The organism is Citrobacter sp. Marseille-Q3906 (assembly GCF_916618775.1).
In the GTDB taxonomy this organism is placed as follows: domain Bacteria; phylum Pseudomonadota; class Gammaproteobacteria; order Enterobacterales; family Enterobacteriaceae; genus Citrobacter; species Citrobacter murliniae.
In genome coordinates, this window is the sequence record NZ_CAKAKA010000002.1 from 1,321,329 (window position 1) to 1,341,993 (window position 20,665).

The window sequence follows — 20,665 nt, forward strand, 5'->3', positions numbered from 1 at the left end:
GATTATCCCCGGTTTTTATCTGAAGAAATCTCCTACGGACCTTGTCCAGTATGTTGTGGACGAAGTTATTTCCGAAACAGTGGTGTTGAGGATAAATGTAATTTACCGCGCCTAAGCTGATTAACTGCCCATAACTTGAGCAATAAAAATCTTAAAACCTGAGAACCCGCTATGGCGGGTTTTTCTTTTTTACGCCTGACAGGAAATTGACAATTTGTGCTCTTAAGACATTGATCATCTCTGAGCACAGTTGTGCTGTATGAACACTCAATTTCTCGAATACGTGAGCCAGCAACTGATGGTTGCCACCGCCGATTTAAGAGGTGCGACGAAAGGTCAGTTGATGACCTGGCTTGAGGGTTGGCGGCGCAGGATGTGAAAGCGGAACTGGCTGGTCGTGATGTTTTTCAGCAACAGGACTTAGCCGCTATGCGTGGTGTCAAACCGGACAACTGGAGCCACTACTATGCGGACTACTGCGAGTTTTGTGCAGCATCTTCAAAGGGCTCGATAGCGAATCCCTGCTTTGTACGGTGAGAACCCGATCACAACAAAAGACGTCTTTTTCGCAGCAGGGTATTACAAAAGTCAATTAAATAGCATGCATTTCGTGTGAATCTGATATTGTGCCATTGTTGTATGTACTGGCAGTAAATTAGTTTTCGAGCCCGAGGTTAACGCCTTGGGTTTTTTATTTGCCTGTAGGTAAGCTGTAAAGCACTCAAGTCATAATTGAATGCTCGCTGGTTAGATCCCTGCCAGGCGCGCCAAGTCTAAGCCCACTTCGAGGTATCAAAGGTAGTTATCAATTTGATATATTTCACTTCAAGGAAGATGAGAAATGGATTAATGATAATGAGGTTGCCAACAAAGGTAGAGTTGATTTCATTCTGCTTCGCAGTCATTTGGGTTATTTGGTGTGCATGGGCAGACAAAACAACTCACGACACATACCTTTTTGATGGGGTGCTTTATAAGTCAGTTATTGTTGGGACTTCCTTCCTGATAGGAATGTTCATTGCTTGGCGTGTGTACCTAAGTAATAAGGTCGCAGCAGGTATGGTTAAGAGGCTTTTCGGCGTTTGCCTTACTGTTATGATGTGCCTGACATTTACTTTTTGGAATGTTCCAGAGTTAATAATGATCTCATCAGCTAATAAGCATGTGAGTGACAATTACCGATTCAAGATGAGATATCCCACACAATCTGGAGGAAAAACCAGGCCATGTAAGGCTCGTGTTATCTACTATGACACATATCTGAAGCGTGAAATCGCACTCTGTCACTGGGATGATGCCCCATCTTTTTTCTATACGGATTATATTCGAGTAGATAAGCTGATTTCAGGTATGGGCGGGCAGATTATTTATCACGAAGCCGTTCATTGAGAAAATCCTATTCAAAGTTTAGAGGTCGCCATATGGCGTCCTTTTTCATTTCAGGCTCACGGGAATCAACCACTGCGTGCTTTGTTGATAAATCCAGTCCGTGAAGATAGAACTCTTTTATCCCATCGTAAATGTGTCTATGAAAGTATCATTTCCACAGCTATAACCAATAAATTATGGTTGGTATCATTTTGTAAAACATTTTTATAAAATCTTTTGACCGTTACTCTGAAGACGAATGCAGAATCACAGTGACGTTTACACTGTTGTACTATTTTCTACTGTTTTATCCCACCGGAAGGGTTGTAAGTGATTGATTTTAAATTATGTGTGTTTGCAGTTTTTCTCCTCTTTGGCTGTAGTTCTGATGTTGTCATCAAATCACCTGCTAAACCTGTCTACAGGTCGATGCCTGAAATTACCCAGTCAATTACACCTTCACAGCAGAGGGCAATTATGACTGGCGCACGACCTGACTGGTCAGAAAGAACACCGGTTAACACAATTAAGCGATATTAATTAGCACTTTTCACCGAGTTAAGGCTGCCATCTGGCGGCCTTTTTCATTTAAGGGTTCATGGGAATCATCCGCTACGTGCTTTGTTGATAAATCCATCCCGTGAAGCCTGACCCTTTAATCACCCACAGCGCCATCCGAAAAATCGGAGGTGAGGCTATGACCAGAATGAGCACCATTTACAGCAGACTTTCATATGGAACAGGCACCACGCTGACCGGCTGCGGTGTATCAGCGAAGGCATATGCCGAAACACCTAAAACAGCAAAAGAGTTGCCCAGGATGTTGGCCGACAGAATTGCAGGATTAAGCCTGAGTGACCGGGCAATTATTGTCGTTATCGCATGCACCGTTATTACCTGTTCAGTGAACTGGTATTTTCACAGGAAGCGAATGCAAAGACCGTAGCCCGTATGATTGAACAGGGGCGAACAATTCCCGAGATGAGGTTGTTAAAGATGCTCAAGCTCAAGCAGCGCGTGTCAGGCAGCGATTCGTGTGGGGTACAGCGCTAAAACTGCTACGGTACTGCTACAAAATTGCTGTCAAAAGCTGTCATTCAAAACAGGATTGCCGAACTTAAAGCCAGGCGCAACGAAGATGTGGGCATTGATGCCGATTATGTGCTCCGGCGCTTGGTTGAAATCGACCAGATGGACGTGCTGGACATCCTCAATGACGATGGCAGCCTAAAGGCGATTAGCCTTTGGCCCAGGTCGTGGCGGACGACACTCACTGGACTGGATATCAGCACGACTATCCAGAACTGATATAAAGGCTGGTGCGTAAACGCGTGCCAGCCTCTGCTGTTATTACTCTTCCGGGGGCTGATGTTCCCGACAAATCAGTTTTGAATCATCCTCACTCAGCGGTTCTTTCGTGAGATTGCAAAATCTCTGGCCATTACTTTTTAGATGGAACTGACAGCTGTGGCAAAGACCGAAGCCAGGAACATTGTTGGTTCTCTGGATTTCACGCAAAAGTTCGAACAACAACTCTTTTAACAAGTCAGAACGTTTCCCCATCGCAGACTCTCCCGCCACCAAAAATGAGGGGGGAAGTAGGGCATCGAGTAAGGTTTTCGCTGACTCAGAGACCTGTAAATGGACGCTGCGTTTATCCCGAACGTCCTGGGTTCGCACAATCAGTCCTTTTGTTTCCAACAACTTTAGCGATTGTGAAACGGTTCCTTTGGTGAGTCCAAGATAGTCCGTCACGCCTAGCGGCGTATTGGAATAGCGGTTACAGCGAGCGAGATACATCAACGCGCTGAGCTGTACCGGTTGAATATCCGCCAGTAAAGGATGCTGGCGAAACCACATCCGCGTCAGGCTGGAAAGCCTGTCCAGTACGTCGAAAAGTGACATGTCGTGCATAACGAAATCCTCCTTGACATATAGTATCGATTAAAAACTAAATTGACAAAGCATTAAAGCAGCGTAGTATGAATTATAGTATCGAATCGATACTATAATTCAAAAGGAGATATATCATGACAAAGGCTACCTATTATCATGCCGGTTGCCCGGTTTGCGTTTCCGCGGAAGAGGCTCTGCTTCAGCATCTGTCCCCAAATGTGAAAGTCGATATTATTCACCTGGGTGAACAACCTGATCGAGTCGCTGAGGCTGAACGGGCTGGTGTGAAGTCTGTTCCGGCATTGGTGATCGACGGCAATGTGCTACACATCAACTTTGGTGCGCCAATTGAAGCACTGAAATAACGTCTGGCGTTCGGGAGGTCGCTCCGGCTATTTCCCGAACAAGCGTTCAAACGGAGGAGGGGGCTACGTTTATCATCGTTATATTTATTTGATTATATGAGATAATTTTTAGGTACAGACGTTATACCGTATAAATCCGGATGTCATGCGCCTGAAAGGCGGTTGCGTACTCTTTGCTGATATTTTCCTCTACAACAATGACATCAATGTTGCTGCTTTCGGTAACAACATACCGGGCTACTGCCGGGATTTTATCTGCCGTCAGTGCGACGATAGTTTCATTGCACTGTTTAATCACCGCTTTTTTAAACTCACAATCTGCGTAATCAAACCCCGTCAATCCTGACTCGGGCGCCATTGCGCATCCGCCAATAAATCCCTGATCAAATAAAATGCCCTGCAACTGAGATATCGCCGTGGCTCCAACACAACCACCTGACGATCTCTGTACCTGGCCACCCAGAGTAATGACCTCAAACAGTGGTTTCTTTAGCAGAACGGCGGCAATTTCTGGCGCATTAGTCACTACTGTTAGTGCAAGCTCGGCGGGCAGGGCTTCAGCCATCGCCAGGTTAGTGCTACCCGTATCGATGAAAATGCAGCTCCCGGATTTAACCAGCCGGGCACATCTTTGCGCGATGTTGCTCTTTTTCTCCGCATTGATGTTCTTACGAACGGCGATCTCCGCTGATTCCGGCAATGAAATAATGGCTCCGCCATATACCTTCTTGCATACACCTTCTTTACTAAGTTCATGTAAATCACGGCGAATTGTGTGTTCTGAAACGCCTAATCGTCCGGCGAGTTCGGAGCAGACCACTCTACCGTTTTCCTGAAGGATCTGATGAATTAGTGCCTGTCGCTGTTGTGGGAATGCATCGTAATCGAGCATAAAAACTCCTGAATAAATAAAAATCGAGCAATACTAAGCATGATCGTGCATTATGATTAGCGTTGTCAATGTCCCGTTAGTACGGAATGTATAATTATGAATAAAACCAGTGGAGGTTCGCGATGAAGGTTGCCCATATGGCATTGTGGACACAGGATCTCGAGCGACAAGCTCATTTCTGGGGCACTTTTTTTGGTGGAGAGATTAACGAAAAATACTGCAGTAAAACGAATCCGGGGTTTGAGTCCTATTTCGTCAATATTGGTGATGGCATTGCGATTGAGTTGATGACCAAGACTGGACTTACATCCTGTTCGCCCGACAACAACACGGTTGGATGGGTTCATCTGGCCATCTCCGTCGGCAGTGTTGAGGGTGTTGACGCAATGGCGATGCGTGCCCAGGAACAGGGGATTTTAGTATCAGCCCCACGCACTACTGGTGACGGATATTATGAAGCCGTGATACGCGATCCTGATGGTAATTTAATCGAGATTGTTGCCTGATTTTTAGTCTGCCCGTGACAATCGAAGACAGGAAGTTAAAAGTGCTGTTTGCCCACTATCTGCGGCATTTCAGGCCACTATAACTTGGCTGTTTTTAGCTCTCGGGGCAGAACCATGCTGCTCTGAGTAAATAAGACGCGAAATTTCGCGTCTTATTCTTTTAGTGTGAAGACGCTTGTGCTGTGGCATCTTCCATATACAGCGTCTGGCTTGGGAAGGCAAAATCGGCTCCGTTTGCCTGGACGATAGTAATAATCTTTAAATAAACATCCTGCTGAACGGCGAGCCACTCCTGCCATACGGTCGTTTTTGTAAAGCAATAGACCATAATATTCAGAGAGGAATCCGCAAACTCATTAAAATAAACCAGCAAGGTTTGCTTCTGGTCTATACCGGGATGGTTTTGCAGCATCTGTCTTACTGACTCGACAATTGTACTTATTTTATCGGCATCTTCATAACGTAACCCGATCACCGTTTTTATCCGTCGGTTAGTCATTCTGCCTGGATTTTCTACACTAATTGACGAGAAAATTGAGTTCGGCACATACAGAGGACGATGATCAAAGGTGTTTATTTTGGTCATTCTCCAGCCAATTTCTGTTACTGTACCTTCGATATTTCTGTCCGGAGAACGGATCCAGTCACCGATACTGAACGGTCTGTCGAAATAGAGCATAATTCCGGAAAAGAAATTACTCAGAATGTCTTTCCCCGCCATACCAACAGCTATACCGCCGATGCCACCAAAGGTTAGCAGTCCGGATAAGCTCATTCCAAAATGTTCGCCATACAGCAGAATGATGACGACAACGATAGTTATCTTAATAATTCGCGACAGGATCCGGGCACTGGTGATATCTCTGCCTTTGCTGATCTGTGATTTTTCAAACTGGTTGATCACCAGAAAGAGTTTTATTGTCAGAATGAGCGCAATCAAAGAGGTACAGAGGAAGTCGACAACGCTCGGGGATATAAATTTCAGCCTGTAGCTTTCAATCACATTATTGGCGATGCTGCCGAATGTTCCAATGATAATGGCATAGACGAAAAATTGCGCCGCGTGGAATATGAATCCTTTTTTGCGTTTCTCGCAGCGATGAAACCAGACGCTCATCAGGACTAATGCCGCACAGCAACTGAGAATTACCGTCAGATTAAATGCATTGTTCATAAACAGTTCAGCGATCATGATTCTCCCAGGCTACTCCGTGTTAGCTAAATATCATCTGACATATCCAGTCCAGATATTTTATCCAGTTCAGGGTGTCAGATCATTAAGCATAAAGAGAGAGAAATAAGATAATCAGCGCTGTTTTCAGGCGAATAATGCTGAAGGCAACCTTTTAGCGAGTCTTATGTAGCAGACAATGAGCTGATGTCATGGTATTGTTATTGCAAAGTAACAAGGTATTCATCTGCAAATGAAAAGGACGATACTATGGTCATGGCTAAGCTGAAAACAGCGAAGGGAAGGAAATTTCTGTTGTGTCTGCTTGGGGTGTTCATCATCGCAGCATCGGTGGTTACGCGAGCCACAATCGGTGGGGTAATTGAGCAGTACAATATTCCGCTTTCAGAGTGGACCGCTTCAATGTATGCCATTCAATCTGCAATGATTTGCGTCTACAGCATGGTGTTTACTATTCTGCTGGCGATCCCGCTTGGGATCTATTTCCTTGGCGGTGAAGATAAGCGCTAAGTGTTTTTAATGCCGGATGACGTCGCCATCCGGCATTTTTCTGTGCGGTTAATCGTCTTCTTCGTCGTCCAGTTCAACCGGGGTCTGATATTGATCGGGTTTGATAACCAGCAGGTCACAGCGTAGATGGTCGATGACTTGTTCCGCTGTATTTCCGAGAAACGCAGCTGAAATACCGGTACGCCCAACCGTTCCTAATACCACGATACCTGCCTGTAAATGTTCAGCTAAATCAGGGATAACCTCTTCAGGTAATCCTTTTTCAACGTGGGTGACTTTCTCGTCGATACTGAACTTTTGGCGCAATGCTTTCATTGCCAACAAGTGCTGCCCACGGATGGCGTCGTTATAGACGCTGGGGTCAAATTCAGGCAGCTCAATGGCGATGTTGATAGGTGTGACCGGATAGGCTCCAACCAGATGCACTTCGGTATGGTTAACTTGCTCTGCGAGTTGCAGTGTCTCCTTAACGAGTTTTTCGTTGAGGGCGTTGTGATATGCCTCTTCACTTGCCAGGTTAACTGCAACCAGCGCTTTACCACCTTCCGGCCACGGTTGGTCTTTAACCATCCATACCGGGCTTGGGCATTTACGCAGTAAATGCCAGTCAGTAGGTGTGAAAATCACGGCTTCCAGACGGTCGTGTTGGTGCGCCATTTTCAGGACCAGGTCATGCTTAGCACTGATAACTTCCTGGATGATGGCTTCAAACGGACGGTTGTGCCAGACCACTTTTATATCAAGAGGAATACCTGCCTCGATATAGTATTTTGCTTGTTCACGTATCCATGCTGTTCGCTGGCTGATGACACCCTGACGCATTGCTGTACGCTCATCTGGTGACAGCAGGGTGGTCATCTCATAGGAAAAGTCATAGATCGGCAAAAAGGCTTTAATTTTGCCACCAATCCGTTGATGCAAATAAACAGCGCGCCGTAATGCTGGTTGATCGTCCTGGTTAGGATCGATGACTACCAGCATGTTTTGATACATAGCCATACAGGGTCTCCTTACAACTGTCACCGCAGTTTGTCATTAAAAGAGTAACCCAATAATGTGGATTGAAACAGGGGATAACCTCCTGCCAGATCAATAAATTGGGAAAATATATTCTATTTGCCCACATCCGGCTAAATTTAAACAACTTTTGTCGAGGTATGCGCCCTGAGGACTACGCAAAGGGGCGGCCTATTGCGCGTTTGTACATTCAACGGATACTGCCATCTCCTGATTAGAACCGGAAGCAAAGTGTTCGGGTGTCTTATATGATGATAGGGTGATCGCAATATTTTCTTAAGATCTGGCATATAGTCTTTCTTCCAATTAAGCCACTATTCAGGATGATAATATGTTGAAAAAAGGGGTACTAGCTTTAGCGTTGTTCATCGGTATGCCGGTTTTTGCCGCAGAACATTGGATTGATGTTCGCGTGCCTGACCAATACCAGCAGGAGCATATTCAGGGAGCGATCAACATTCCGTTGAAAGATCTCAAAGCGCAAATCACCTCCGTTGTTCCGGATAAGACCGACACGGTGAAACTGTACTGCAACTCAGGACGGCAGTCAGGGCAGGCGAAGGATATGCTGATTGATATGGGATATACGCAGGTGACGAACGAAGGGGGGATCAAGCAGATTGACCTTCCAAAAGTAGAGCAAAAATAATCCGCGCGGTTTTCATCTGTAACAGGCGGCATACATAAATGATGTCGCCTGATATTTCTCAGGTGGTTGATAAATAAGAATTGCCCCCAATCTTTACTTCCTGTTTGTTATAATTTCTACGGCTCCTTCAGCATAACGGGATGGCGATGAAGCGACTTAAAAATGAACTCAATTCGCTGGTTAATCGCGGCGTGGACAGACATCTGCGTCTGGCTGTCACCGGGCTTAGCCGCAGCGGTAAGACAGCATTTATCACCGCGATGGTAAACCAGCTACTCAATATTCACGCAGGTGCGCGTTTGCCGCTGCTCAGCGCAGTGCGCGAAGAGCGCTTGCTCGGCGTTAAACGGGTTCCACAGCGCGATTTTGGCATTCCTCGCTTTACCTATGATGAAGGGCTGGCCCAGTTGTATGGTTCTCCGCCGACCTGGCCTACGCCGACGCGTGGTGTAAGCGAAATTCGCCTCGCGCTGCGCTACAAGTCCAACGACTCTTTACTGCGTCATTTTAAAGATACCTCCACGTTGTATCTGGAGATTGTGGATTACCCCGGTGAGTGGCTGCTTGATTTACCGATGCTGGCCCAGGACTACCTGAGCTGGTCACGACAAATGACCGGGCTACTACAGGGGCAACGGGCTGAATGGTCGGCAAAGTGGCGGCAGTTGAGCCAGGGATTAGATCCATTAGCCCCCGCCGATGAGAATCGTCTGGCGGAGATTGCGGCTGCCTGGACGGATTATCTGCATCAGTGTAAGCAGCAGGGACTGCACTTCATTCAGCCTGGGCGTTTTGTCCTGCCGGGTGATATGGCTGGCGCGCCGGCACTGCAGTTCTTCCCGTGGCCGGATGTGGATGCCTGTGGTGAGTCCAGGCTGGCGCAAGCGGATAAACATACCAACGCAGGTATGCTACGCGACAGGTTTAATTACTATTGCGAGAAGGTGGTGAAGGGGTTTTATAAGAATCACTTCCTGCGTTTCGATCGCCAGATCGTGTTGGTTGATTGCCTGCAACCGCTCAACAGCGGACCACAAGCGTTCAACGATATGCGCCTGGCATTAACTCAGCTAATGCAAAGCTTTCATTATGGTCAGCGTACGCTGTTTCGGCGGTTGTTCTCGCCGGTTATCGACAAGCTGTTGTTTGCCGCGACTAAGGCAGATCACGTGACGGTCGATCAGCATGCCAATATGGTGTCACTGCTTCAGCAACTGATACAGGACGCGTGGCAAAATGCGGCGTTTGAAGGCATCAGCATGGATTGCCTGGGCCTGGCGTCGGTACAGGCAACCACCAGTGGGCTGATTGATGTGAAGGGCGAGAAGATACCGGCACTGCGTGGAAATCGCCTGAGCGATGGCGCGCCGCTGACGGTCTATCCGGGAGAAGTGCCTGCGCGTTTGCCAGGGCAGGCGTTCTGGGATAGCCAGGGCTTTCAGTTTGAAGCGTTTCGCCCGCAGGTTTTAGATGTGGATAAGCCTTTACCGCATATTCGTCTTGATGCTGCGCTAGAGTTTTTAATAGGAGATAAATTGCGATGAGCGAGCCGTTAAAACCGCGTATCGATTTCTCAGGTCCGCTGGAAACGGAAAATAATCCGGCGTTTAAAGCGCAGCAGATGTTTAACGAAACGGAAGCGCAGACGTTTGCTCCGGCTACGCTGGATGTACCGTTGGAAGATGAAGGCCAGGCAGAAGCCGTAATTGATGCAGCTTTACGTCCCAAACGTAGCCTGTGGCGCAAAATGGTTATGGGCGGGCTTGCATTGTTTGGTGTCAGCGTGGTCGCTCAGGGTGTGCAGTGGACAATGAATGCCTGGCAGACTCAGGACTGGGTCGCAATGGGCGGATGCGCCGCCGGGGCGCTGATTATCGGTGCGGGTATCGGTTCTGTCGCAACCGAATGGCGTCGCCTGTGGCGTCTGCGCCAGCGAGCCCACGAGCGCGATGAGGCACGGGATTTACTGCACAGCCATGGTACAGGGAAAGGGCGGGCATTTTGTGAAAAACTGGCACAGCAAGCGGGGATTGATCAGTCTCATCCGGCGCTGCAGCGTTGGTATGCTTCAATTCACGAAACACAAAATGATCGGGAAGTGGTGAGTTTGTATGCCCACCTGGTGCAACCGGTGCTGGATGCGCAGGCCAGGCGCGAAATCAGCCGCTCAGCGGCTGAATCGACGCTGATGATTGCCGTCAGTCCTCTGGCGCTGGTGGACATGGCATTTATCGCCTGGCGAAATCTGCGTTTAATTAACCGCATCGCGACCCTGTATGGCATTGAACTGGGTTATTACAGTCGCTTACGTTTATTCCGGCTGGTGTTATTGAATATTGCGTTTGCCGGGGCCAGTGAACTGGTGCGGGAAGTCGGTATGGACTGGATGTCGCAAGATCTGGCAGCCAGATTATCCACGCGCGCTGCACAGGGGATTGGCGCCGGATTGTTAACTGCGCGTCTGGGGATTAAAGCGATGGAACTGTGCCGCCCACTCCCATGGATAGACGATGACAAACCGCGGCTTGGTGATTTTCGGCGTCAGTTGATTGGACAGGTCAAGGAGACCTTACAGAAGAACAAATCCCCCCACGAAAGCTAAGACTAAAAGGGCTCCGATCGTATAACTTTACGCCTCGGTGCCCAATTTTCCAGCGTGCTGTCAATATTTGTTGACAGAGTCCTTCCTGCTAACGGAATACTGGCTTATCATCTTACATATGATCCATTGTTTAGGTGAAGGTTCCCATGCGTCTGGAAGTCTTTTGTGAAGACCGACTTGGTCTGACTCGCGAATTACTCGATTTACTGGTGCTTCGAAGCATTGATTTACGCGGTATCGAGATTGACCCCATCGGGCGAATTTACCTTAATTTTGCGGAGCTGGAGTTCACAAACTTCAGCAGCTTGATGGCTGAAATCCGCCGTATTTCAGGGGTAACGGACGTTCGCACCGTACCCTGGATGCCTTCCGAACGTGAACATCTGGCGCTTAGCGCGCTGCTTGAAGCGCTTCCGGAACCGGTCCTTTCTCTGGACATGAAAAGCAAAGTTGAAATGGCGAACCCCGCGAGCTGCCAGCTTTTTGCGCACACTCAGGATCGTATGCGCAACCACACGGCCGCACAGTTAATCAATGGATTTAACTTCCAGCGATGGCTGGAAAGCAATCCGCAGGATTCTCACAGCGAACATGTCGTGATTAATGGACAAAATTTCCTGATGGAAATTACACCGGTCCATTTACAGGGTGAAAATAACGAACTGATGTTGACCGGCGCTGTGGTGATGCTGCGTTCCACCATTCGTATGGGGCGTCAGCTGCAAAATATGACCACTCAGGATCTGAGCGCGTTTAGTCAGATTATCGCGGTCAGTACCAAAATGAAACACGTCGTGGAGCAGGCGCGCAAGCTGGCTATGCTGAGTGCGCCATTGCTGATTACCGGGAATACCGGTACGGGAAAAGATCTTTTTGCACGAGCCTGCCATCTGGCGAGCCCACGTGCGGAGAAACCATACCTGGCGCTGAACTGCGCTTCGATTCCTGAAGATGCGGTTGAAAGTGAGCTGTTTGGCCATGCACCGGAAGGCAAGAAAGGCTTCTTTGAACAGGCTAATGGCGGTTCGGTTCTGTTGGATGAAATTGGCGAAATGTCGCCGCGTATGCAAACAAAATTGCTGCGTTTTCTTAATGACGGAACGTTCCGCCGCGTCGGCGAAGATCATGAAGTCCATGTGGATGTGCGCGTGATTTGTGCTACGCAAAAAAATCTTGTGGAACTGGTACAGAAAGGCCTGTTTCGTGAAGATCTCTACTATCGTCTCAACGTACTGACGTTAAACCTGCCGCCACTGCGCGATTGCCCGCAAGATATTATGCCGCTCACTGAGCTGTTTGTCGCAAAGTTTGCCGACGAGCAGGGCGTACCGCGCCCGAAACTTTCCGCCGATCTCAGTACAGTGTTAACCCGCTATGGTTGGCCGGGTAACGTGCGTCAGTTGAAAAATGCTATCTATCGGGCGCTAACCCAGCTTGAGGGATATGAACTGCGTCCGCAGGATATTTTATTGCCGGATTATGATGCGGCGACGGTTGCTGTTGGAGAAGAGGTTATGGAAGGCTCGCTGGATGAAATCACCAGCCGCTTTGAGCGCTCAGTGCTTACGCAGCTCTATCTGAATTATCCCAGCACACGCAAACTCGCCAAACGGCTGGGCGTCTCGCATACCGCGATTGCCAATAAATTACGTGAATACGGTCTGAATCAGCAGAAGAAGAGCGAAGAGTAACGAAGTAAATAACAATGCTCGTCTGGCGTCATGCCGATCGGTTAAGACGCGCTTAACCGATCGGAGGCGCATGTTACGGAACAGATTTTGAGGCGGATATATGCATTTTGCATCAATTCCGCCCCCTCAGCATTTGAGAAGTGAGCCAGTTACGCTCCTTCAGGCACCGGAAGAGGCCAGCCGCCCAGGCGCTTCCAGCGGTTAACGATTTCGCAGAACAGAACTGCAGTACGTTCAGTGTCATACAGCGCAGAGTGCGCCTGAGTTCCATCAAATTCCATTCCAGCCGCAAGGCACGCTTTTGACAGCACGGTTTGTCCCAGAGACAGACCGCTCAGCGCCGCTGTATCAAAGGTAACGAACGGGTGGAACGGATTGCGTTTCAGTGAGGCACGCTCCGCTGCCGCCATCATAAAGCTGTGGTCGAAAGTGGCGTTATGCGCAACCATGATCGCCCGATTACAACCACTGTCTTTGATGCCTTTACGCACCATTTTAAAGATTGCGTGCAGAGCATCGTATTCGCTGACAGCTCCGCGTAGCGGATTGCTCGGGTCGATACCGTTGAACGCGAGTGCTTCCGGCTGTAAATTTGCCCCTTCAAAGGGTTCGACGTGGAAATGCAACGTCATGTCCGGCATCAGCCAGCCTTGTTCATCCATTTTCAGCGTGATGGCTGCAATCTCGAGCAGCGCATCGGTTTTGGCATTAAATCCTGCTGTTTCTACATCAATGACGACAGGATAAAAACCACGAAAACGGTCACACAGACCGGAAAGTTGAGCGTTATCGGACATCTGGGTCTCTTAATACGGGAAAATTGCAGCGCGTATTATGGCAAAATGATGAGTATAAAACTACGGGCACAGACGATCTGCGCCCGACGGGAGATTAGTCACCCAGGCCGCGACCTGCGTCTTTTTCTTCGATCAGTTCAATTTTATAGCCGTCCGGATCTTCCACAAACGCGATAACCGTCGTACCGCCTTTAACCGGACCCGCTTCACGCGTCACGTTACCGCCGTTCTGACGAATACGCTCGCAGGCTTCTGCCGCATTGTCTACGCTCAGGGCAATGTGACCGTAAGCAGTACCCAGGTCGTATTTGTCGACGCCCCAGTTGTAGGTCAGCTCAATGACGGCTTCGCTGGTTTCAGGGCCGTATCCGACAAACGCCAGAGAGTATTTGTATTCAGGGTTTTCACTGGTACGCAGCAGCTTCATGCCGAGTACTTTGGTATAAAAATCGATGGAACGTTGCAGGTCGCCCACGCGCAGCATGGTATGAAGTAAACGCATCTTTTCTTCCCCTTCAAAAATGGCTAATACATTCAAAATGTTGTTTTAGTATAGCGGCGTTGTGACGCCGCTATCAATGCAGGATTATAACCGCTCTCTTTGAGATCACATTTTATTGGCGGCAACTCAAAACCCAGTGCTATCGTCAGGGCAGTTACAGAGTCGGATAATCAGTGTAACCTTCAGCGCCACCGCCATAGAAACTCTCAGCGCGCTGTGGATTCAGTTCAGCTTTATGCTGCAGACGAGCGACCAGATCCGGGTTAGCAATATAGGCGCGGCCAAAGGCGACCGCATCGATCAGGCCTTTTTCAATCAGCGCTTCAGCTTTCTCTGGCGTGTAGGCTCCCGCTCCAATAATTGGACCATGGAATCGAGCACGAACTTTCTCGCGGAACGCATCGCTATAAGGCTCACCTCCGGCCCAGTCCGGTTCGGACATATGCAGGTAAGCGATCCCGCGTTTGCCAAGTTGTTCAATCAGATACAGTGCATCGGCTTCTTCATTCGGACCGTTATCCACGTTCTGGAAAGAACCAATAGGGGAAACCCGAATACCAATGCGGTCTGCGCCCCATTCTTTGATCCCGGCATCGACGACTTCCAGTACGAGACGCGCACGATTCTCTACGCTGCCACCATATTGATCGGTGCGGTGGTTAGAAGTAGGGGACAGGAACTGATGCAGTAAATAGCCATGGGCGGAGTGCAACTCTACCAGGTCAAAGCCCGCTTCACGCGCGTTAGCTATTGCCTGACGGAAATCATTGACGATACCTGGAATTTCTTCGGTTTCCAGTGCGCGCGGCATAGAGGTGTCCACTCGCGTCGCCAGTCCGTTTTCATCGCGCAGTGAAGTGCGGGTTCCTGCGCTGATGGCAGAAGGTGCAACCGGTGGCTGTCCATTTGGCTGCAGGCTTGAATGAGAGATTCGCCCGGTATGCCACAATTGTACGGCGATATGACCCTGCTCAGCATGAACGGCATGGGTGATTTTTTTCCACGCTGCAATTTGCTCTGCGCTGTGTAATCCTGGCGCACCCGCATAGCCTTTTGCCTGAGCGGAGATCTGCGTGGCTTCACTGATGATCAGACCTGCACTGGCCCGTTGGCGATAATATTCGGCCATGAGCGGAGTCGGGATGTCGCCAGGTTCGATGCTGCGCAGACGCGTCAGTGGAGCCATGAATACGCGGTTTGCGGCTGTGATAGCACCCACTTTCAGCGGGGAGAACAGTTTTTCAGATGACATAATAACTCCAGATATGAATAGACCGGTCGTCTAGTGATAATTTAAATAAAAACGCCTGTTAAACGTCAGGCGTTGTAATGACGGTTTTAACGTGTGCCAGCGCATTTTCCAGCGGTGTGGCACTGCGAGAAATCTTAGCCTGCAGGTTGGCTCCCAGCCACAGCGCATACAGCACCTGCGCCTGCTGTAAAGGTTCGCCAATGAACGACAAACAGTGGCAGTCCCGTCCTTTTTCCAGCGCTTGCGCTAACAGCGTAATAATATGTCGCGCGCCTTTATCCATCGCCGTACGCATGTCTTCAGAGAGATCGCATACTTCGGCGGACAATTTGACGGTCAGGCATCCGCTAATAATGCCATGCTGGCTAAACTGATTCAGGGTCTCCTGATAGTAGGCCAGGATCCGGTCGCGGTAATTACCAGCACCCGCATCAAAATGCGCGCCGAGTCGCTGATGATAGGCCGCATAATGGCGTTCCAGCATAGCCACACCAAATGCTTCTTTTGAGCGAAAATAGTGATAAAACGAACCCTTGGGAACCTCAGCGGTTTTCAACAATTCGCTTAAACCCATACCGGTGAATCCGCGTTGCATGCAAAGCTGCTCGCCGGTCGCCAGAAGATGTTCGCGCGTGTCGTGTTCAGTTACTTTGTTCATGCGAAGGAGTGTAATAGACCAGTCGGTCTAATGCAATAGCGCTTGCCAGAAATTCAGTTAACGTCTTCAATAGGTATATCGAACTTATTTAAGGAGGGGATGTGGCCGAACAGCTGGAGTTTTTCCCCGTCCAGAGCCCATGCCGTGGGATCTGTCAGTCTGACGAACGCGGTTTTTGCCGCGGATGTTTTCGCAGCCGGGATGAGCGTTTTAACTGGCAAAAAATGAGCGATGCCGAAAAACAGGATGTGCTGCGGCTTTGTCGCCAGCGGCTTATGCGTAAATTACGTGCAAACAAAACCAACCCGCCGGAAGAACCGCAACAACCCTCACTCTTTTAAAATCGCAATTGCGTATACTCGATACACATTCACTTATTAAGGAAGCTGCTATGGTTCAGCGTATCACTATTGCGCCGCAAGGCCCGGAATTTTCTCGCTTTGTCATGGGGTACTGGCGGCTGATGGACTGGAATATGTCCGCGCGCCAGTTAGTCAGCTTTATTGAGGAACATCTGGAACTGGGCGTAACTACTGTCGATCACGCGGATATTTATGGCGGATACCAGTGTGAAGCTGCGTTTGGCGAGGCACTGAAGTTGGCTCCACATCTGCGGGAAAAAATGCAGATTGTGACCAAATGCGGTATAGCTACCACGGCGCGAGCGGAAAATACACTTGGTCATTATATCACCGATAGCGCTCACATTATTGCCAGCGCAGAACAGTCTCTGAAGCTTCTGGCGACCGATTATCTTGATCTGCTGCTGATCCACCGTCCCGATCCGTTGATGGATGCAGACGACGTGGCTGATGCCTTTAAAAAGCTGCACCATAGCGGCAAAGTGCGCCACTTTGGGGTATCAAACTTTACACCCGCTCAGTTTTCGCTGCTGCAATCGCGTCTGCCATTTACTCTGGCGACTAACCAGGTCGAAATATCACCGGTACATCAGCCGCTCTTGCTGGATGGCACCCTGGATCAGTTGCAACAGTTGCGCATCCGGCCGATGGCCTGGTCCTGTCTGGGCGGTGGTCGACTGTTCAATGATGACGCTTTCCAGCCGCTGCGTAATGAGCTTGCTGCGGTAGCGGAAGAGCTGAATGCCCAGTCTATTGAGCAGGTGGTGTATGCGTGGATTTTACGTCTGCCATCACAACCGCTGCCTATTATTGGTTCTGGCAAAATTGAGCGCGTTCGTGCCGCCATTGCAGCTGAATCGCTGACAATGTCTCGTCAACAATGGTTCCGAATTCGTAAAGCGGCGCTGGGATACGACGTGCCTTAATCGTGTTTTCTGCGCTTCGTCGTTCAAATTTTCGGCACTGGTTTACACTTATCAATCAAGTACCTGTTCGAAGGAGGATGTATGAAGCGTTTGAGTTTGGCCGTGATTACCTTACTGGCCTGTGCGGGTGCACAGGCAGCCAGTGAGCAAGTTGAGATGAACCTGGTGACGTCACAAGGCGTCGGGCAGTCGATTGGTTCAGTGACCATTTCTGAAACGGCGAAAGGGCTGGAGTTTACGCCAGATTTGAAAGCTCTGCCGCCGGGAGAGCATGGCTTTCATGTGCATGCTAACGGCAGTTGTCAGCCAGCTATTAAAGAAGGTAAAGCTTCGGCCGCCGAAGCGGCAGGTGGACATTTTGACCCGCATAAAACCGGTAAGCATGAAGGCCCCGAGGGTGGTGGACACATGGGAGATCTCCCATTGCTGATGGTTAATAATGAGGGGAATGCCACTACGGCTGTCGTCGCTCCGCGACTGAAATCGCTGGATGATGTCAAAGGCAAGTCGCTGATGATACATGTGGGCGGAGATAATATGTCCGATCAACCCAAACCACTCGGTGGTGGCGGGGCGCGATACGCCTGTGGTGTTATCAAATAATCAGCGGGTCAGCGTACCTGGCGGTGGTGCTTGTTCAAGCTGAGAGAGCGAACAGTGTAATCGCCAGATTAGAGCTGCCAGCTCTTGTGCGGCAGACTGATGATGATGGGCAAGGGTATCGCATATACGTTGTAGTTCATTAAGCGTGGCATTCAGCGGACGTTGCTGCACGCCACGCTCGCTCATTACATCACGAAGTAATGAGATGCACACATCCCTGACGCGAGATAACGGATCTGAGCGTGCCTCCCAGGCGCGCAACTGCCATACCACATGTGAGCAATTTAGTAGTACCACTCCCCACCGTAATAACCAGCGCCGTGCCAGTGCATCCTGGCTGTTGCTGAGCTGACTGACATGATGATAGGTCAACGACTCAAATTCATTTTCGCTGAGCGACGGATGTCGGCTGAGCTGATCGACAAAATCCCGGCGCAGAGCGCGAATGTGGCGCCGACTCTTCCTGGCGTCTGAACCAGGGCGCAGAATGGCAAAGGCCAGCCATGACAATGCCACGCCGGTAATTTTTGCCATATTGTCATTCAGAAAATCAGCAAAATCATAGACGGGAGGATTGGTCACGGCGATGAACGATCCCATGAACACGATCAACTGTCCCCAAAGTCCCGCCAGCGCTGGCATCTGCAATTTTAATAACTGCATGGTGGCAAGCAGTGGAAAGAGGAACAGAATGAATTGCCAGAGGTCGGTGATTTGCACCATCAAGCCAAATTTAACCACAAAGCTGAATAATGACAGCAGGACCAGCGTTCGCATCAACAATGAGAGTGATTTGAACGGGGTGGCAACGGCGGAATACAGCACACAGCTGATGGCGGCAAGCGTCAGTGCTCCGGAACCCGATTCCCACTGTGCGCCGATGCTCCATGCACCGATTACCATCAGCGTGCAGAAAGTACGTAATCCGCTCCATACCGCTTCCGCATTGTCAGTATGACGGGCAAGTCCAGGCGTTCGATTCACGATAATGCGATCAACGGTTACGCCATTTTCCAGCAAATGCAGGTAGTGACTGCTTTGCAGGTAGATACGGCAGAAATAACGCAGCCGCTGCCAGAAGGCGATATGTCGATAGTCGCTTTGGTCCCGCGGGCGCAGGGGGGCAATAATACGCGCCACGGTATAGCTGTCGGTGTTTGCTTTCACCAGCGCATTCAATAGTTGTTCGATGATATCCCGGGTATTCGCAGGGGGATTGGGCCAGTTCAGCAGCATCCTGCGCAGACTGGAAATCACGCTGGTCATACGAAGCTGCTGGTGTAACAGTGAATTGAGCAGTGCATTCTGGCGGCGAAAGCGATAGTGACTCCAGAACGCCTGGATCCGCAACAGATTCATGGTCAGAATTTGGCCGATTACGCCCTCGTGAGCCGAACGAATCGCATCAGTGGTTTCTGGTTGCCAGAGTAAACTGGCATGTTCCAGCAAGCGTGCGTGCATGTTTTTCAGTGCGGTCAGCAGTGTTGTACCATCGGATGTGCTTGGCAGGATCATCATCATCATCCCACCACAGAGTATCCCGACGAGGACTTCGCATACACGGGCCTGGGCGATATCCCACAATTGAGTTATCTCAACGGTATTCACCATTGGAAACGCGATGATGGCTGCCGTGTAGCCAGCCAGTTGAAAAGCGTAGGCCACGTTATTGGTAAAATGTGCGCAGGCCCACGTGCATAAGCCAATCCACGCCGACATGCTCAGCAGAAATAGCCAGGGTTCATTGAGGGTATGGCCCGCAATGATCAACGCCGCCGTTGCCCCGAGTAAACTGCCGGCAACACGCCCCAGACTCTTACTGATGACACCACCGACGGTGGGGAAGCTAACCACGGCGGCAGAGGTCATCGCCCAATAAGGTTCATCCAGGTTCAGATAATAGGCGAACGTTAATGCCAGACACATTGCAATGGTATTACGCAGAGCGTAACGCCACTGTCCGGCCGTGGCTTTAAACCACGGCAAATTACCTGGCGTCAGATGAAACCGTTTCATTGATGCTGACCAATGGAGACGCTACAGGTCGTTCCTGAAACCAAAGTGACATCGTGAGGGAGGGCGCTAAATTCGATGCGAACAGGAACCCGTTGCGCCAGACGAACCCATGGCACGTTAGGTTTGATATCGGGAATGAGGCCGGAATCACTTTCAACACTCTGATCGTAAATAGCACGGCCAATACTGGATACGTGACCCTGTAACTTTACGTTGCCGCTGTACAGTGTAATAAGAGCCGGTGCGCCTTCGCGAATGTGGCGTAGCTTGGTTTCTTCAAAATACCCCATCACATAAAAAGAGTGGCTGTCGACAAGGGCAAACAGCGGCTTGCCCGTGGAGGCGTAGTCTCCGGTTCGGGTCGAAAGATTGGTCACCCATCCCGCAACAGGGGCTTTAACTTCCGTTTGTGTCAGTTGCCACTGCGCCTGGCGCAATATGGCCTGAGCGGCTTCGACGCTGGCCTGCATCGCTTTAACGTTAAGGTTCGCCGTATCAAGATCCTCTGCGGAGATGTAATTTTGCGACAGATGACGGCGACGGTTGGCTTCGTTATTGGCTTTTGCCAGGTCGGACTGTGCTTTGGCTAACTGAGCCTGTGCATTCAATTCGGCGATATGAAACGGTGTCTTGTCGATAACCAAAAGCACATCACCGGCGTCAACGAACTGGTTATCCTTTACGTTGAGTTTGCTGATACTTCCGGAGACCTGCGGCGTAATGCTGACCTGCTCAGCGCGGACTTTGCCGTCGCGCGTCCACGGTGACTGCATGTAATAATTCCACATCCACCATCCCGCGAGGACCGCAATAACAGCGACTATAATTGTGGAGAAGTATTTAACGGTTTTAAGCGACATA

General features: G+C 49.7%; 21 protein-coding genes and 4 pseudogenes. 15 read left to right on the forward strand and 10 right to left on the reverse strand.

Features of this window, described 5'->3' with window-relative positions; translation table 11 throughout:
• Positions 1-259: 259 nt before the first annotated feature.
• From LG384_RS23375 to LG384_RS10610, 5 genes and pseudogenes are all read left to right on the forward strand, one after another.
• Positions 260-358: pseudogene (locus LG384_RS23375) on the forward strand (bacteriophage antitermination protein Q); the annotation flags it as partial.
• A gap of 2 nt (positions 359-360) precedes the next feature.
• Positions 361-596 (forward strand): annotated as a pseudogene (locus LG384_RS10595) (bacteriophage antitermination protein Q); the annotation flags it as partial.
• Positions 597-855: 259 nt separating this feature from the next.
• Complete coding sequence (locus LG384_RS10600; RefSeq protein WP_136345581.1) at positions 856-1,389, forward strand: hypothetical protein; 534 nt, start codon at positions 856-858, stop codon at positions 1,387-1,389.
• A gap of 676 nt (positions 1,390-2,065) precedes the next feature.
• Positions 2,066-2,314, forward strand: a complete 249-nt coding sequence (locus LG384_RS23380) for an HP1 family phage holin (RefSeq protein ID WP_075261778.1) — start codon at positions 2,066-2,068, stop codon at positions 2,312-2,314.
• A 75-nt stretch (positions 2,315-2,389) separates the two neighbouring features.
• Positions 2,390-2,673, forward strand: a pseudogene (locus LG384_RS10610) (terminase small subunit); the annotation flags it as partial.
• A gap of 45 nt (positions 2,674-2,718) precedes the next feature.
• Here the strand turns inward: LG384_RS10610 and LG384_RS10615 are convergent.
• Positions 2,719-3,282 (reverse strand): MarR family winged helix-turn-helix transcriptional regulator, encoded by a 564-nt coding sequence (locus LG384_RS10615; protein ID WP_200013057.1) that lies wholly within the window; start codon positions 3,280-3,282, stop codon positions 2,719-2,721.
• Positions 3,283-3,398: 116 nt separating this feature from the next.
• Here LG384_RS10615 and LG384_RS10620 point away from each other — a divergent pair, with 116 nt between their 5' ends.
• Positions 3,399-3,629, forward strand: coding sequence for a glutaredoxin domain-containing protein (locus LG384_RS10620; protein ID WP_200013055.1), 231 nt, complete (start codon positions 3,399-3,401; stop codon positions 3,627-3,629).
• Positions 3,630-3,750: 121 nt separating this feature from the next.
• Here LG384_RS10620 and LG384_RS10625 read toward each other — a convergent pair whose 3' ends face one another.
• Positions 3,751-4,521, reverse strand: a complete 771-nt coding sequence (locus LG384_RS10625) for a DeoR/GlpR family DNA-binding transcription regulator (protein ID WP_048221521.1) — start codon at positions 4,519-4,521, stop codon at positions 3,751-3,753.
• A 122-nt stretch (positions 4,522-4,643) separates the two neighbouring features.
• Between LG384_RS10625 and LG384_RS10630 the strand changes: the two genes are divergently transcribed.
• Positions 4,644-5,027: a VOC family protein gene (locus LG384_RS10630; protein ID WP_225760877.1), complete on the forward strand. Its 384-nt coding sequence runs from the start codon at positions 4,644-4,646 to the stop codon at positions 5,025-5,027.
• 160 nt (positions 5,028-5,187) lie between these two features.
• Here the strand turns inward: LG384_RS10630 and LG384_RS10635 are convergent, their stop codons facing one another.
• The gene (locus LG384_RS10635; protein WP_045442480.1) at positions 5,188-6,219 is read right to left on the reverse strand and encodes a mechanosensitive ion channel family protein; all 1,032 of its coding nucleotides are present in this window, start codon (positions 6,217-6,219) and stop codon (positions 5,188-5,190) included.
• Between the two features lie 249 nt (positions 6,220-6,468).
• Here LG384_RS10635 and LG384_RS10640 point away from each other — a divergent pair, with 249 nt between their 5' ends.
• A complete protein-coding gene (locus LG384_RS10640; protein ID WP_045442483.1) occupies positions 6,469-6,729 on the forward strand; it encodes a DUF2534 family protein in 261 nt (86 codons plus the stop codon).
• Between the two features lie 48 nt (positions 6,730-6,777).
• Here LG384_RS10640 and uspE read toward each other — a convergent pair whose 3' ends face one another.
• Complete coding sequence (gene uspE, locus LG384_RS10645; RefSeq protein WP_005126626.1) at positions 6,778-7,728, reverse strand: universal stress protein UspE; 951 nt, start codon at positions 7,726-7,728, stop codon at positions 6,778-6,780.
• Between the two features lie 349 nt (positions 7,729-8,077).
• Here uspE and pspE point away from each other — a divergent pair, with 349 nt between their 5' ends.
• The 4 genes from pspE to tyrR all read left to right on the forward strand — a co-directional run bounded on the left by pspE (position 8,078) and on the right by tyrR (position 12,688).
• Positions 8,078-8,395: a thiosulfate sulfurtransferase PspE gene (gene pspE / locus LG384_RS10650; protein ID WP_048221520.1), complete on the forward strand. Its 318-nt coding sequence runs from the start codon at positions 8,078-8,080 to the stop codon at positions 8,393-8,395.
• A gap of 146 nt (positions 8,396-8,541) precedes the next feature.
• Positions 8,542-9,939 carry a YcjX family protein gene (locus tag LG384_RS10655; RefSeq protein WP_200013047.1) on the forward strand — a complete coding sequence of 466 codons (1,398 nt, stop codon included), beginning with the start codon at positions 8,542-8,544 and terminating at the stop codon, positions 9,937-9,939.
• The gene (locus LG384_RS10660) at positions 9,936-10,997 is read left to right on the forward strand and encodes a YcjF family protein (protein ID WP_048221519.1); all 1,062 of its coding nucleotides are present in this window, start codon (positions 9,936-9,938) and stop codon (positions 10,995-10,997) included. The genes LG384_RS10655 and LG384_RS10660 overlap by 4 nt, the downstream gene beginning before the upstream one ends.
• Positions 10,998-11,143: 146 nt before the next feature.
• Positions 11,144-12,688: a transcriptional regulator TyrR gene (tyrR, locus tag LG384_RS10665; protein ID WP_225760878.1), complete on the forward strand. Its 1,545-nt coding sequence runs from the start codon at positions 11,144-11,146 to the stop codon at positions 12,686-12,688.
• 149 nt (positions 12,689-12,837) lie between these two features.
• Here the strand turns inward: tyrR and rnt are convergent, their stop codons facing one another.
• The 4 genes from rnt to LG384_RS10685 all read right to left on the reverse strand — a co-directional run bounded on the left by rnt (position 12,838) and on the right by LG384_RS10685 (position 15,897).
• Entirely contained in the window at positions 12,838-13,485 is a 648-nt protein-coding gene (gene rnt, locus LG384_RS10670; RefSeq protein WP_045442497.1) for a ribonuclease T, read from the reverse strand.
• A 94-nt stretch (positions 13,486-13,579) separates the two neighbouring features.
• Positions 13,580-13,987 carry a lactoylglutathione lyase gene (gene gloA, locus LG384_RS10675; RefSeq protein WP_045442499.1) on the reverse strand — a complete coding sequence of 136 codons (408 nt, stop codon included), beginning with the start codon at positions 13,985-13,987 and terminating at the stop codon, positions 13,580-13,582.
• A gap of 154 nt (positions 13,988-14,141) precedes the next feature.
• Complete coding sequence (locus LG384_RS10680; RefSeq protein ID WP_045442502.1) at positions 14,142-15,239, reverse strand: alkene reductase; 1,098 nt, start codon at positions 15,237-15,239, stop codon at positions 14,142-14,144.
• A 58-nt stretch (positions 15,240-15,297) separates the two neighbouring features.
• Positions 15,298-15,897 carry a TetR/AcrR family transcriptional regulator gene (locus LG384_RS10685; RefSeq protein ID WP_045442505.1) on the reverse strand — a complete coding sequence of 200 codons (600 nt, stop codon included), beginning with the start codon at positions 15,895-15,897 and terminating at the stop codon, positions 15,298-15,300.
• 101 nt (positions 15,898-15,998) lie between these two features.
• On the opposite strand from LG384_RS10685, the gene LG384_RS10690 reads away from it, so the two are divergent.
• From LG384_RS10690 to sodC, 3 genes are all read left to right on the forward strand, one after another.
• Positions 15,999-16,238, forward strand: coding sequence for a DUF1289 domain-containing protein (locus tag LG384_RS10690; RefSeq protein WP_045442508.1), 240 nt, complete (start codon positions 15,999-16,001; stop codon positions 16,236-16,238).
• Positions 16,239-16,288: 50 nt separating this feature from the next.
• Positions 16,289-17,185, forward strand: a complete 897-nt coding sequence (locus tag LG384_RS10695; protein WP_045442510.1) for an aldo/keto reductase family oxidoreductase — start codon at positions 16,289-16,291, stop codon at positions 17,183-17,185.
• 81 nt (positions 17,186-17,266) lie between these two features.
• Positions 17,267-17,788, forward strand: a complete 522-nt coding sequence (gene sodC / locus LG384_RS10700; protein WP_045442513.1) for a superoxide dismutase [Cu-Zn] SodC — start codon at positions 17,267-17,269, stop codon at positions 17,786-17,788.
• Here the strand turns inward: sodC and LG384_RS10705 are convergent.
• Together LG384_RS10705 and LG384_RS10710 are read right to left on the reverse strand one after the other, a co-directional pair.
• Positions 17,731-19,804: pseudogene (locus LG384_RS10705) on the reverse strand (FUSC family protein). The gene sodC and the pseudogene LG384_RS10705 sit on opposite strands and share 58 nt — an antisense overlap.
• Positions 19,801-20,664 carry an HlyD family secretion protein gene (locus LG384_RS10710; protein WP_045442517.1) on the reverse strand — a complete coding sequence of 288 codons (864 nt, stop codon included), beginning with the start codon at positions 20,662-20,664 and terminating at the stop codon, positions 19,801-19,803. The pseudogene LG384_RS10705 and the gene LG384_RS10710 overlap by 4 nt, the downstream one beginning before the upstream one ends.
• Position 20,665: the final 1 nt, after the last annotated feature.

What these genes read in the sequence shown, in the direction of transcription:
- LG384_RS10600 (WP_136345581.1), top strand. Translation starts at nt 856, where the DNA reads ATGAGGTTGCCAACAAAGGTAGAGTTGATTTCATTCTGCTTCGCAGTC.
- LG384_RS23380 (WP_075261778.1), top strand. Translation starts at nt 2,066, where the DNA reads ATGACCAGAATGAGCACCATTTACAGCAGACTTTCATATGGAACAGGC.
- LG384_RS10615 (WP_200013057.1), bottom strand. Translation starts at nt 3,282, where the DNA reads ATGCACGACATGTCACTTTTCGACGTACTGGACAGGCTTTCCAGCCTG.
- LG384_RS10620 (WP_200013055.1), top strand. Translation starts at nt 3,399, where the DNA reads ATGACAAAGGCTACCTATTATCATGCCGGTTGCCCGGTTTGCGTTTCC.
- LG384_RS10625 (WP_048221521.1), bottom strand. Translation starts at nt 4,521, where the DNA reads ATGCTCGATTACGATGCATTCCCACAACAGCGACAGGCACTAATTCAT.
- LG384_RS10630 (WP_225760877.1), top strand. Translation starts at nt 4,644, where the DNA reads ATGAAGGTTGCCCATATGGCATTGTGGACACAGGATCTCGAGCGACAA.
- LG384_RS10635 (WP_045442480.1), bottom strand. Translation starts at nt 6,219, where the DNA reads ATGATCGCTGAACTGTTTATGAACAATGCATTTAATCTGACGGTAATT.
- LG384_RS10640 (WP_045442483.1), top strand. Translation starts at nt 6,469, where the DNA reads ATGGTCATGGCTAAGCTGAAAACAGCGAAGGGAAGGAAATTTCTGTTG.
- uspE (WP_005126626.1), bottom strand. Translation starts at nt 7,728, where the DNA reads ATGGCTATGTATCAAAACATGCTGGTAGTCATCGATCCTAACCAGGAC.
- pspE (WP_048221520.1), top strand. Translation starts at nt 8,078, where the DNA reads ATGTTGAAAAAAGGGGTACTAGCTTTAGCGTTGTTCATCGGTATGCCG.
- LG384_RS10655 (WP_200013047.1), top strand. Translation starts at nt 8,542, where the DNA reads ATGAAGCGACTTAAAAATGAACTCAATTCGCTGGTTAATCGCGGCGTG.
- LG384_RS10660 (WP_048221519.1), top strand. Translation starts at nt 9,936, where the DNA reads ATGAGCGAGCCGTTAAAACCGCGTATCGATTTCTCAGGTCCGCTGGAA.
- tyrR (WP_225760878.1), top strand. Translation starts at nt 11,144, where the DNA reads ATGCGTCTGGAAGTCTTTTGTGAAGACCGACTTGGTCTGACTCGCGAA.
- rnt (WP_045442497.1), bottom strand. Translation starts at nt 13,485, where the DNA reads ATGTCCGATAACGCTCAACTTTCCGGTCTGTGTGACCGTTTTCGTGGT.
- gloA (WP_045442499.1), bottom strand. Translation starts at nt 13,987, where the DNA reads ATGCGTTTACTTCATACCATGCTGCGCGTGGGCGACCTGCAACGTTCC.
- LG384_RS10680 (WP_045442502.1), bottom strand. Translation starts at nt 15,239, where the DNA reads ATGTCATCTGAAAAACTGTTCTCCCCGCTGAAAGTGGGTGCTATCACA.
- LG384_RS10685 (WP_045442505.1), bottom strand. Translation starts at nt 15,897, where the DNA reads ATGAACAAAGTAACTGAACACGACACGCGCGAACATCTTCTGGCGACC.
- LG384_RS10695 (WP_045442510.1), top strand. Translation starts at nt 16,289, where the DNA reads ATGGTTCAGCGTATCACTATTGCGCCGCAAGGCCCGGAATTTTCTCGC.
- sodC (WP_045442513.1), top strand. Translation starts at nt 17,267, where the DNA reads ATGAAGCGTTTGAGTTTGGCCGTGATTACCTTACTGGCCTGTGCGGGT.
- LG384_RS10710 (WP_045442517.1), bottom strand. Translation starts at nt 20,664, where the DNA reads ATGTCGCTTAAAACCGTTAAATACTTCTCCACAATTATAGTCGCTGTT.